Origin of the sequence: Legionella parisiensis, assembly GCF_001467945.1 — a bacterium.
GTDB lineage: Bacteria > Pseudomonadota > Gammaproteobacteria > Legionellales > Legionellaceae > Legionella > Legionella parisiensis.
This window is the reverse complement of record NZ_LNYQ01000013.1, coordinates 2534764-2546838: the sequence shown is the minus strand read 5'-3', so window position 1 is coordinate 2546838 and position 12075 is coordinate 2534764. Positions and strand designations below refer to the sequence as shown.

The window sequence follows — 12075 nt, the reverse complement described above, 5'->3', positions numbered from 1 at the left end:
CACGGAGTTACCTGGATAGTGTGAGTTAAGCCTGGATCCATCTGTGCGCACCCAGGCTGGAAGCCACTAATTAATAGGCTTGAACTACAATTTTTCCTACGGCTTTTCCCGACTCAAGTAACGCATGGGCTTTATCGATATTCTCGAAGTAAAAAAGATGAGGGTCAATGAGCGGATTTAAATGGCCATCTTCTACCACGCTTGCGATTTCTTTTAAAATTTTGCCATGTCGTTCGCGTTGTACATTATGTAATAATGGCAATAACATAAAAACAGCATGGAGACTGGCTGATTTGCTATGTAAAGGTGAAAGATCATGCTGGGATGCTGCTTGAATGCTGATTACGTTTCCATACATGGCAACTGCAGCCATTGATTTATCGAGATTTTCTCCGCCAATTGTATCAAACACCACATCAAATCCCGCGCCATTGGTAAAGCGGCTCACATAATCTTGGACTGAATCAATTCGGTAATTGATTGCTTCTTTGGCTCCGAGCGATCTTGCTATCTCTGCTTTATCTGAAGAAGATACAGTAGTGTATACTTCTGCCCCAACCCATTTTGCGAGCTGAATTGCAATATGCCCAACTCCACCTGTTCCTGCATGAATTAGTACTTTTTGTCCAGATTTAATTTTAATCTTTTCAAACAACGCTTCCCAGGCGGTGATTGACACCAGCGGTAATGCCGCGGCCTCAACCATACTCAGTTTCCTTGGCTTTTTTGCAATTAACTTGGCATCAGCAATCATAAATTCAGCTAAAGCCCCACTTTCATTGAGGAAGCCTCCCGCACATCCATACACCTCATCACCGGCTGTAAACTCAATAACTCCTTCACCCACTTCTTCAACGATGCCCGCTACGTCACCATGCAAGACTGCTGGGAATTGAGGTGAAATCTGACCGTATTTACCTGAGCGAACTTTACAGTCAACAGGATTAACACTCGTTGCAATAACGCGAATGAGCACATAGCCTGGTTTAATTTTTGGTTTGGGAAGTTCAATTGTTTCAAAAACTGAAGAATCACCAAAAGATGATATAGCTTGTGCTTTCATAGCGTCCTCCTAACTTGATGCACCAGACGTTTTATTAAACATTATCAAGAGATAGATTCATCTTCATGCAATGCAAAAATAACATTCTAAAAAAATCGCAGAACATTTTCCAGTGACAGTTGATTATCTTATTGATCTTTCAGATCAATAATCTATTTTACAAATTTATTTTCAATACCATTTTAAGTTTCTGCAATAAATAAAAGCAATGAACGATCAGAGCAATTGTGCTAACTGCTTATAGTATTCATTAAACATCAAGTTTATGATTAATGAAACATAAAAAGGATGAAAACCATGTGGCAGACACGATTGACTGAAAAAATTGGTTTAAAATTTCCAATTATACAGGCCCCTATGGCAGGTGGTCCTACTACTCCTGAGTTAGTTGCAGCTGTAAGTAACGCAGGTGGCTTAGGTTCATTAGGTGCTGGATATATGACTCCTGCTGAGATAAGACAAGCTCTAAAAATGATTCGTAAATTAACGGATAAACCTTTTGCAGTTAATCTGTTTATTCCAGAGGAGCATTATGCCACAGCAGCGCAAATTCAACATTCCTGTGCGGATATTAAAGCGTCTTGCCATGAATTAAATATAGAGATTCAACCAGTTGCAAAACCTTATGCACAGTCTTTTGAGGAGCAAATGAAGGTTATTCTTGAAGAAAAAATTCCTGTTTTTAGTTATGCATTTGGTTTGTTGGATTCCGTAGGGATATCAGAACTTAAAAAAAATCACACCATTTTAATCGGCACAGCAACAACCTTAGCTGAGGCACATGCACTTGAAGAAAGCGGTATTGATGCGATTGTTGCTCAAGGAAGTGAAGCAGGGGGGCATAGGGGGACTTTTATTGGTAAAGCGGAAGACGGATTAATTGGTTTGTTTAGCCTGATACCTCAATTCGTGGATCAAATCAAAATTCCTATCATTGCGGCGGGGGGAATTATGGATGGAAGAGGAATCGTTGCTGCAACGGTTTTAGGTGCTGCAGGTATACAAATGGGAACTGCATTTCTCAGTTGTTTTGAATCTGGAATTCCTGATGCCTATAAACATGCTTTACTCACACAGCAACAAGATAATACAGTGCTTACACGTGTTTTTTCAGGGAAATTAGCCCGAGGAATACGCAATCAATTTATTGAGCGTATGGAAGCAAGAAAAGTCAATGTTCTTGATTACCCTATTCAAAATGCTTTAACAAGTGTGATGCGAAAAAAGGCCAAAGAACAAAGCAATATTGATTTTATGTCAATGTGGGCGGGGCAATCCGCACAATTATGCAGAAATACAAGTGCAAATGAATTAGTAAGAGCTTTAGTACTTGAAGCAGAAGCTTTGAACGCAGAAAAATCTGATTAATTTTTCTCATTATGATTCATGATGGTTTTTGCTCTTTTGAGAATAGAAAGTAGAGCCCAGGACAGCATACCGGGGCTCTATAGAAACTTTAGAAATGATAACTGTTAGTGGACTCAATTTCATGCATTTCATCTGCTTTTGGGAATTCCTTTCTAAATTCCTTATCAATTTCTTGCCTTTGAAATTTATAGCCATTTTTTGCATCTTCTCGGTTTGCATGAAGCTCACTATTGCTTGAGAAAAATGAATGTTTCTCTGAATAAGCGCGAGAAGCGGAGGCGCATTTGGCGAGTTGTTGATACATCGTGCAATAACTTTCGATTTTACGAACAACATATGGATTGTCCAAAACGTCAACAGAATGCTTTTTGGAGTTTACTAAGTGTGCTTTAAGATCAATCAATAAAATAACATATTTATCTCGTGTAGATGAATTTTGAAACTTAATGCATTCGGTATCAATGCAATCAAAAATACTCTTATAATCCCCGCTGGATAACGCATCCAATACTTTTTTTAAAGAATCACGACGTTGATAATAATCTTTACCTTGGGTTTTACTTAATAAAGATGTTTCCTTCCCCATATCATGCAAATACTGATGTATTGCTTTTAATCCTTGGATGAAAGGAAGAGGGTTGGGTTTCTCGGATAAATCCATTGTCTGAATAGGCGGAAAGTCCTTTACCTTTTCTGCATAACAAGCAGAATATTGTTCCCAAGTGAGCATTCTCTTTTTAATCGTGCGCATCGTATCATCATAGGTATCTAGTTCTTGTTTTTCCATGAAAAACTCGCCTTGGATATCTTCAATAAGACAATCTTTAGCCAGAACATTGCGCCCATGCAAGGCCTCTACTACTCGGTGCAGGCTATATCCTCCTGGTCTATAATGGCCGCTTGCATTGGAAATTTCCGTTATCTTACCATTTTGAACAGAAATTTCTCCGGCACAGGCAACAGCTTTCCCGCGAGTGAATGCAGGATGGCCTATGCGTTTTCCATCTTTAGATTGATTGTCTTCGTGTACAAATAAATTACCCTCCGTATCCATAACGAAAATATATCTCTTTTTACCGGTTGAAAGAGGTTGTATTGTTCCGCCAAGGCAAAGTTCATTTTTGATATTCGCTGTGAGCATATGGGAGAGTGATTCTTCATAAGAAAAATAATAATTATTAATATTTGCCTGAGATTTCTTGGCCTCATTAAACTCAACTTCTACGGTCAAATCTTCGCGTTTTGGTTGTTGTTTTTCCCACTCATCGTGAATAGGCTCCAATGCGCTTCGGACAGTTGGGTACAACGTTCCCCATGGGCGATGTTGGGGATCTAAGTGTTCTTTTTGCAACCTTTCTGGTAATGCTAATCCCTTTTGATGTAATAAAGCATCTACATCTCGGTTTACATCAAAATTGTAGTCTTCTGCGATGACATATGGGCGAGCTTTTGATTTTTCTTGAATAGAAATGTCCCTTGATAAAAGATGCGGTTTATTGTCAAAACTTTCTTTAACAATAATGCTCTCTGCCCATTCTTTGAATTTTCTACCTTGCCTTAAGAGCATAAATGCGTCATCTCTTATAGTTTGGAAGTGCTCTTTAGTCGAATTAGAAGTTGCAAGTGATGCTTGGCGGCTTGCGTATTTATAAATATCAATTAATTCACCACGGTTATGTTTGATAAAATTATAAAGTGCAATAATTGTTTCGGTTTTTGAAATATTATCCATGGAAAACTGCTGGAGAACGGGAAGTAATTTAAAATTAAATCGTTCATGATATTTTTTTATTTGATAATCTAGGTAGGCATCTTTGGTATTATGAGTTCCTATTTTTGTTACAAAATCAAAATTCTTAGCTTTAAGTTGATTTACAAATGAAGTAATTTTCATCGTTCTCTCCGTCGATTGTTGGACTATGTTCATGGTACCAACAAGGATTTAAAGAACACTTAAATAACCTACGTAAATCGCGTAAGAATGATCAACAAAGGAGGGGCGCTTGTCACTCCTTGACTTTATGTATTATGTGCAGAGAGATAAATTAAGCCTGTTACAGGCTTAATTAGTTCGATGAGTATCGGTGTGAACAAGACAGAGTTAAGGATGCATGTTCATTCCGTTTTTATTGGTTTCATCATGCATTTCTACATCTTCCTCAAAATCCATAGGAAACTCTTCTTTTGTGTCCTCCAGCGCTTGAGCAAAAAAACCGCTCCCTGATTGAGTGACCGAAAAAGATCTTTGACTTTGCAGAGGCATAGTAGGTGGTGTAAAAGAAGATTGTGTTTCAAGGACAATTTCCTTTTTTTGCAAATACTTTATCTGTTCTTCCAAATGCTGGATTATTTGATGGTCGCTTTGTTGTGGCGCTTTGATCATTTGCAGTGTTTGAATGGCTTGTCTGTAAGTTGCAACGGTTTCCGGTATTAATCTGTTTTGAATATGGGATTTAGCCAGTGCTAAAAGCTGCATTGCCATATTCCGACAAACACCATCACTCGGTGTTACATTGATTATCACCGGGTTAAATAAAGGCTTTTCAGCAGAGAGAGACAGCTGGCTTAGCATGCTCTCTATACTGCGATCAATTTGTTGAATTTCGCTAATTGATATGGCTTCAAATTGTGCGAAAAAAGTTTGTTCTTGTTGTCTTGTAATTTGTCCTTCACCGAGTAAAAGCTCATGGTTTGCAAATTTGGATGATTCGATATATGAGTCTGTTGAAAGTGTTCGTTCATAATGCGCATGAAATTTCTTAAAATTAGCAACCGGATCGCCTATTTTCTGCTCCGTACTGGTTTTGTTTTTAATCAGACCAAAAGCTTTTATGGCATTTGACATTGCATCATCTCCTGCAGGTTGATTAAACGATTCATAACACGCATCGGCTAAATCAATATACAGTTCGGTTAATTTTCTATAACTTGCATCATTTAATTCAGTTTTCAGGAGTTGTTTTGTAGCTTCCAGATAACATTGACCTGCTTTTACGTATTCCTTTTTATTAAAATAAAAAGTCGCCAAATCATAATAGGCATCAGTGAGATCATGAAAGTCAGCAGATGTCTTATTGACGATTCGTAAAAATGAATTGATTCCTTGCATGTACTCATCGATTATTATTATTTTTTCCGCATGTACACGTTCTAAATTTTTAGCATTTGTAATTTTTGATTTGGCATGCTTTCGATATTCCTGATCCATAATTTAAGCGCTCCATTAATTTCATCAATTGCCTTTCACAATCACAGTATCATCAACAGATATAAAAAAACAATCAGCAATGTTTGGATTTAAAAATGATGTTTTGTAAATGAATTTGGGTTGCTGTCAAAGGAATTACCGAGCTCCTATGTGGGCTCGGTTATGATTTGGTATGAGATATTTCTATTACTCTACAGTAATTAGGGTTGATAATTCGCGCAGTGCAATAAAGAAAATTGTGTAATCAATACTTGGACTACCAAGCAGCATTTCCAGCAATTTTTCCCATCGTTGATGGATAAAAGGGTTTTTTGCGAACCAGAAGGCAATGAGCTCATCTGAGTTAAGCGCTTTTTGATTATTCATTAGAATGACGATGGTCAGACGACGTTGCAGGTTATCGAGCTCATCACGTAAAGATAATCGTGCAAGACTATTCCAATGGCCTTCTCGAGAATCATTACCAATTTGATCGCGGAACCAGACCAGACTAAATCTACTGCCTACCTTAAAATAAACTTCGGCTGTTCTGCTCAAGTCAAATTTATTTTGTGTTGCAACTTCTACTACATTTAATACAGTATACATAGCACGAGTGGAGGCGATTTTTTTCGCAGCTTCTTCAGGTAAACCAATATCTACGAACTGAATAACAATTTTATCAAGATATTCTTTAGTGACACCTGCCATTAAATCAGGTATTGATTTTTCAAGTTTTGCTATAGATTGACTATAATGGGCAATATTATTCGCGATCTCTCCTGCAAGACGTTTATGGTGTAAAAACCATCGAGTTGCCAAATTCATTAGGTGTCTGACGTGGTGAAGCAACTCATATTGGGTTTGTACCTTAACCTTGTAATTTAGCGAATCAATTAATTGGTGTAAGTCGTCTATCCGATAAGCTTTCGCAGCAATAATATAAGCACGAGAAATATCTGCTATTGTTTGCCCAGTCTCAACATGCAAACGATACATGAACGTAATGCCCATACTATTAACAATTTGATTGCTAAGTTGCGTTGCGATAATCTCACGTCGCAAACGGTGTGTTTGCATGGCTTTGGCATAAGATTTTAACAGCATTGAAGGAAATCCTGTCTCAAGTATGGTCGCAAAATAGGGATCATCAGGTAAATCAGATTTTAGTAATTCACCCGTAATATAAATTTTTGTATAGGCCATAATAATGGACAGTTCGGGCCGAGTCAGGCCTTGACCTGCAGCTTTACGATCCAAAAGATGTTTCTCATCAGGAAGAAACTCAACACTCCTGTCTAGGTGTACTACTGTTTCTAGTTCTTTAATGTACGCCTGATATAATCCACTATATGCTAAGGCATTTGTGGCAGAGAAACTCATAACTAATGCTTGATTGTAATTATCTTGCAGAACGAGATCGGCAACTTGTTCCGTCATTTTCGTGAGTAACTGATTGCGCTTTTTCTCGGTAATTTTTCCCTGGAGCATTTCCTTATTGAGTAGAATTTTAATGTTTACTTCATGGTCGGAGCAATTTACCCCTGCTGAGTTATCAATTGAATCAGTATTAATCAAGCCGCCTTGCAGGGCAAACTCTACTCTTCCAAGTTGGGTAAAACCGAGGTTGCCGCCTTCACCCACAATTTTGCAACGTAATTCATTACCATCAATCCGACAAAATTCATTCGTTTTGTCACCAACATCAGCATGGGATTGAGTTGACGCTTTAACATAAGTGCCAATACCGCCATTAAATAACAAATCAACAGGTGCTTTTAAAATTTCCCGGATCAGTTCATTGGGGGTCAATGAATCAGCGTTAATCGAAAGTGCTTTTTTCACTTCAGGGGTGATGGTAATTGCTTTGCTTGCACGTGAGTAAATTCCTCCACCTTTGGAAATTAAACGAGGATTGAAGTCTTCCCATGATGAAGTAGGTAAATTAAATAAGCGTTGACGTTCTGCAAAGGTTTTTGGGCCGTTAGGGTTGGGATCAAGAAATATATGGCGATGATCAAATGCTGCAAGCAAAAGAGAATGACTAGTATAGGTTAAGCCGTTACCAAACACATCGCCGCTCATGTCACCAATTCCAACAACCGTAAAGTCCTGCTCCTCGATGTTAATATCCAATTCGCGGAAATGTCGTTTCACTGATTCCCATGCACCACGCGCAGTAATTCCCATTTTTTTATGATCATAACCTGCAGATCCGCCGGAAGCAAAAGCATCACCAAGCCAGAAGTTATATTCTTTAGCAATACCATTTGCAATATCAGAAAAAGTTGCTGTTCCTTTGTCTGCTGCTACAACAAGATAAGGATCTGCCTCGTCATAACACACTGTATTTTTTGGGGAAACAACTTGGTCATCGACAAGATTATCGGTTAGATCAAGTAATCCTCTTATAAATGATTGATAACAGTGAACGACCTCTTGTTTAATCTGTTCGCGATCGAGCATATTGATTGCTTTTTTTAAAATAAAACCTCCTTTAGCTCCAGAGGGCACGATCACTGAATTTTTTACTTTTTGAGCTTTCATCAAACCGAGAACTTCAGTACGAAAATCCTCTGGACGGTCAGACCAGCGAAGACCCCCGCGCGCTACTTTAGCACTGCGTAAATGTATTCCTTCAAATCGTGTTGAATAAACAAAAATTTCGTACATCGGTTGTCCGGGGGGTAAATCGGGTACTTTGGCTGAGTTGAGTTTAAATGATAAATAGTCTTTAGGCTGGCCATCAGGACCTAACTGAAAATAGTTGGTACGAAGTGTCGCTTTGATTAAAGACCAGAAAAAACGGATAATGTAGTCTTCATCTAGACTCGTAATGGCATCAATATCTGTCCGAATTTCTTTTTGCAGTTCGGACTTTTTATTTTTATTTGCGATATTTTGTTTCAGACCAAATTTCAAATAAAAAAGTTGAATTAATTTTTTGGTAATTGCAGCATATGTGGCAATAGTTTTTTCAATATACTGCTGACTAAAGCGGAATCCAATTTGTTGCATGTATTTGGCGTAAGTGCGAATAATAACAATCTCCCGCCATGATAGTCCAGCTCCTAAAACCAGTTTATTAAAGCCATCATTTTCACAAACTCCAACACTTATTTTGATCAGGGCTTCATTAAAAATGTTTTTTACCTGCTCGAGGGTAAGCAGGTTGGTATGGGCGTAGGTAACATTAAAATCACTGATCCAAACAAACTGATCGGGTGCAATGGCAATTTTATACGGTCTTTCCGTGTAAGTCCTTAACCCCATATTTTCAATCATAGGCAGGATATCTGAGAGAGGAATCGGTCTGCCATAACGATATAATTTAATATGTAACGGATAGTCACCACGTGATGATTCAAAAAAAACAATCGTTAATGGGTCTTGCTGGGATAGTTTATCAATTTGCAAGAGATCTGTTACTGCTTCCTCAACAGTATGTTGTTCGCAATAACTCATTGATAATGATGGGAGGTATTTCTCGGCAAATTTTTTTCCTTTTTTACGACCTAATTGCTTTATTAGTTCTTGATCCAACTGATCTTTCCATGAGTTTTCCATTTTCAGTCTCACAAAGGTTCAGTGTTACTATTCAATAAGTATAGGTCATGAAATGAATTGCATGTAACAGGAAGAGATTCAATGAATGGGTTTGTGCAAATTACACTAACTTTGTTAATAATGTGTTAATTTTGCGCTGATATAATACATGTGTATCGTTACTTTATTTTAAGGTCTACTCTTAAAAGCGAAATTGGAAGGCAGTAAGAAAATGAACTTTTATAACAATCTGGAATCCTTTATTTTTGCCTATGAGTTGGGCTCCTTTTCTAAAGCAGCCAAGAAGCTTAATATAACACAAGCTGCAGTCTCGCTTCATATTAAGAACTTAGAAGTTTATCTGGGGGAAGCGCTCTTCGAGCGAAGTGCCAAATGTATTATACCTACTCACGCTGCTAAAAAACTTTTTACTTTGGTTTCAGAACCTTTCGATAAAATCAGAGGGGTGATAGATAATTTTTCAAAATATACAAATTCAATGAGTGGAGAGATACATATAAGCTGTATCAATGAATTCGCTGAAAATCTATTAATAAACTCAATCGGCGTATGCCTTGAGCATGGAATTAAATTAAAAGTTAATTATATTCCTAAAGATGCAACGATTATTGATGATCTACAAAATAATACCATTGATTTTGGTATTACCTCGGTCAAATATGACAACCCTAATCTTGAGTTTATTAAACTATTTGATGATGAGCTTGTGTTTATAGGAACCGAGCGCTGGGAGAAGTACTTAGATAAAACGAGTGAAACCGCTTTTAACAAAAGCCTTAAATCCATGAGATGGCTTGTTTATGAGGATGCTATGCCTTTTATTAAAAGGTATGCCGAGCTTGCACTGGATATATCTCCTAATTCCATTGAACCCGCTCTTACATTTGTTGATGTAATGGGATTGATTCGGTCGGTAAGAAATGGTTATGGAGTAGCATGTTTGCCAAAATCTTACTTATTACCCTATTTAGAAGATAACTCGATCGTTCAATTGCATCATCCACAAACAGCTCCTCGATATACACTTTATCTAGTGTACAGGGCAAAAAGTATGCTACATAAGCGTATGAGCTTTTTTAAAGATGTGGCTATTAAATCAGGTCTCAGCCCAAGTCCCGTAGTTTGATGTATTATTTTTTTGTTTTTAATAACTTAAAAATAAATGTCAAAATGCACCAATAGTTCACTAGTTATCCAGAGAATTTTGCAAATTAACCAGAATACTCATAAATATTTGATTGAATTGATCGTATAGGTACTTATGGTGAACCTATCTTCGGGTTTAATGTTCAACGATCGAAGCAAATTAGAGTTGTCTGTATTTTTTGAATAATGGTTCAATACACCAAAGCTAATCAAAAAAGTTGGCCTCTAGTTCTGAAAGGTCTAAATTTTTTCCCTGAAAGTTAAAAACTTATGCCCCAGATAAGTTGTAAACGCAGGAGAGGTGAGTCCAATTGCGTGCGCAATTTCTAAAGATTTAATATCCATAGCGGGCAAAAAATAATGGGCAAACAATAAACTAACAAGTAAAGTTTGCAACATTCCAATTAAATTAATCAGAATAAAAAAAATAATGGATCGGCTCAGTGTTTGCTGGCTTGTCTTAAATACAAAGAATTTGACAAGAAAAAACGATACAACCATTCCAGTAAGATAGGCTAAAATAATAGATGTGGAAAAACTGAATGAATAGCTATAGAGAATTCTGCTACAAAAATTTACGGTTACTGCGATAACTCCTGCTATTAAAAAAGCAATAAATTGTTTTGATTTTAAATAATAGAACACAGAGCAATCCTTCTTTTAGTTTTATCTACTGTATTAAAAAATAATAGTCTGTATTTTGTTCTCTTGATCTTTTTGTAGGACAATTTGTCCATTGACCTATGGTGAGTTAATGCAGGTATTTTTATTTTTTTATATGAAACAACATGTTATATGAATAGGCTTACTTTTTGTTTAAATTATTCCAAACTTTTTTTCCTATCCAAAAAACAATAAGGCAGATACAAATCCATAACAAAATTAACGGTAAGAAATACACAAAAAATTCAATCAAGCCATAAGTAACACTACGTAATTGATCCACCAAGGCATGATAGGAGTCAATAAATGCTTCTGTTATTTTCCATTGCTTTTGTTGCTCTGTTTGAATTATTGGATTCATATTCAAGTTAATATTGATTAACGAGTAAGCCACCGATTCTTTGTAATATTTAATCTGCCCTTGGATTACATCAATTTGTCCTTGTACATCACTTAATTGTTTGAACACACTAAGGACATCTGATGTTTCTTTTGCTTTGGCCATAATCTTGGATAGTTGCTCTTTAGCGGTTTGTAAGTTGCTAAGCTGACTTTGTAAATCGACAAATTGTTGCGTGATGTCTTCGCCCGTTATGGATTCTTGGGTGACTTGTGTTGCTAATGATTTCAATGCACTTAATGCATTATTTAAACCTTGGGCTGGTACTCTTATGCTGATATTTGCAGTGGTATTACCTGCGACGTTGTTATCTTGCATTAAATTAGAGCTGACAACATATCCCCCCGAGTTTTCTGCTAATTGGGCGATTTTTTCCATTGCTGAATTAATGTTATCAACTTGTAAGGAAATATCCGCATTACGAATAATCATACCGCGCATTACATTTTGTGAAGGCTGGCTTGCATTAGACTGATTGTTAACTTGCATTGCCATCGTACCAACGGTGTAATCAGGTTTTCCAACTGCCGCTTGCATTGGCAGGGGACTTCCCGCATACATTGTTTGGCCACTTCTTCCAAACCATTCGGAGATAAGAAATAATAGAGCGATTGTGCCAATGAACGCTAAAAAATAAAGGATGATTTTCTTCATTATTATTTTGCTCTCACAAGAATAGGT

8 protein-coding genes are annotated in these 12075 nt (G+C 37.1%); 2 read left to right on the top strand and 6 right to left on the bottom strand.

Annotated features, from left to right (window positions below):
- Nucleotides 1-70 precede the first annotated feature (70 nt).
- Nucleotides 71-1063, bottom strand: coding sequence for a zinc-dependent alcohol dehydrogenase family protein (locus Lpar_RS17340; RefSeq protein WP_058519012.1), 993 nt, complete (start codon nucleotides 1061-1063; stop codon nucleotides 71-73).
- Between the two features lie 297 nt (nucleotides 1064-1360).
- On the opposite strand from Lpar_RS17340, the gene Lpar_RS17335 reads away from it, so the two are divergent.
- Entirely contained in the window at nucleotides 1361-2431 is a 1071-nt protein-coding gene (locus tag Lpar_RS17335; RefSeq protein WP_058519011.1) for an NAD(P)H-dependent flavin oxidoreductase, read from the top strand.
- A gap of 88 nt (nucleotides 2432-2519) precedes the next feature.
- On the opposite strand, the gene Lpar_RS17330 is transcribed toward Lpar_RS17335, so the two are convergent.
- The 3 genes from Lpar_RS17330 to Lpar_RS17320 all read right to left on the bottom strand — a co-directional run bounded on the left by Lpar_RS17330 (nucleotide 2520) and on the right by Lpar_RS17320 (nucleotide 9185).
- Complete coding sequence (locus Lpar_RS17330) at nucleotides 2520-4325, bottom strand: hypothetical protein (protein WP_058519010.1); 1806 nt, start codon at nucleotides 4323-4325, stop codon at nucleotides 2520-2522.
- A 207-nt stretch (nucleotides 4326-4532) separates the two neighbouring features.
- Complete coding sequence (locus tag Lpar_RS17325; RefSeq protein ID WP_065236085.1) at nucleotides 4533-5639, bottom strand: hypothetical protein; 1107 nt, start codon at nucleotides 5637-5639, stop codon at nucleotides 4533-4535.
- A gap of 186 nt (nucleotides 5640-5825) precedes the next feature.
- Nucleotides 5826-9185 carry an NAD-glutamate dehydrogenase gene (locus Lpar_RS17320; protein ID WP_058519009.1) on the bottom strand — a complete coding sequence of 1120 codons (3360 nt, stop codon included), beginning with the start codon at nucleotides 9183-9185 and terminating at the stop codon, nucleotides 5826-5828.
- Between the two features lie 211 nt (nucleotides 9186-9396).
- On the opposite strand from Lpar_RS17320, the gene Lpar_RS17315 reads away from it, so the two are divergent.
- Nucleotides 9397-10311, top strand: a complete 915-nt coding sequence (locus tag Lpar_RS17315) for a LysR family transcriptional regulator (RefSeq protein WP_058519008.1) — start codon at nucleotides 9397-9399, stop codon at nucleotides 10309-10311.
- 260 nt (nucleotides 10312-10571) lie between these two features.
- Here the strand turns inward: Lpar_RS17315 and Lpar_RS17310 are convergent, their stop codons facing one another.
- Both Lpar_RS17310 and Lpar_RS17305 read right to left on the bottom strand, forming a co-directional pair.
- The gene (locus tag Lpar_RS17310; protein ID WP_058519007.1) at nucleotides 10572-10976 is read right to left on the bottom strand and encodes a GtrA family protein; all 405 of its coding nucleotides are present in this window, start codon (nucleotides 10974-10976) and stop codon (nucleotides 10572-10574) included.
- Between the two features lie 160 nt (nucleotides 10977-11136).
- Nucleotides 11137-12048: a DUF4349 domain-containing protein gene (locus tag Lpar_RS17305; protein ID WP_058519318.1), complete on the bottom strand. Its 912-nt coding sequence runs from the start codon at nucleotides 12046-12048 to the stop codon at nucleotides 11137-11139.
- Nucleotides 12049-12075: the final 27 nt, after the last annotated feature.

Coding starts and splice junctions, on each gene's coding strand:
- Lpar_RS17340 (WP_058519012.1), bottom strand. CDS start 1,063: ATGAAAGCACAAGCTATATCATCTTTTGGTGATTCTTCAGTTTTTGAA.
- Lpar_RS17335 (WP_058519011.1), top strand. CDS start 1,361: ATGTGGCAGACACGATTGACTGAAAAAATTGGTTTAAAATTTCCAATT.
- Lpar_RS17330 (WP_058519010.1), bottom strand. CDS start 4,325: ATGAAAATTACTTCATTTGTAAATCAACTTAAAGCTAAGAATTTTGAT.
- Lpar_RS17325 (WP_065236085.1), bottom strand. CDS start 5,639: ATGGATCAGGAATATCGAAAGCATGCCAAATCAAAAATTACAAATGCT.
- Lpar_RS17320 (WP_058519009.1), bottom strand. CDS start 9,185: ATGGAAAACTCATGGAAAGATCAGTTGGATCAAGAACTAATAAAGCAA.
- Lpar_RS17315 (WP_058519008.1), top strand. CDS start 9,397: ATGAACTTTTATAACAATCTGGAATCCTTTATTTTTGCCTATGAGTTG.
- Lpar_RS17305 (WP_058519318.1), bottom strand. CDS start 12,048: ATGAAGAAAATCATCCTTTATTTTTTAGCGTTCATTGGCACAATCGCT.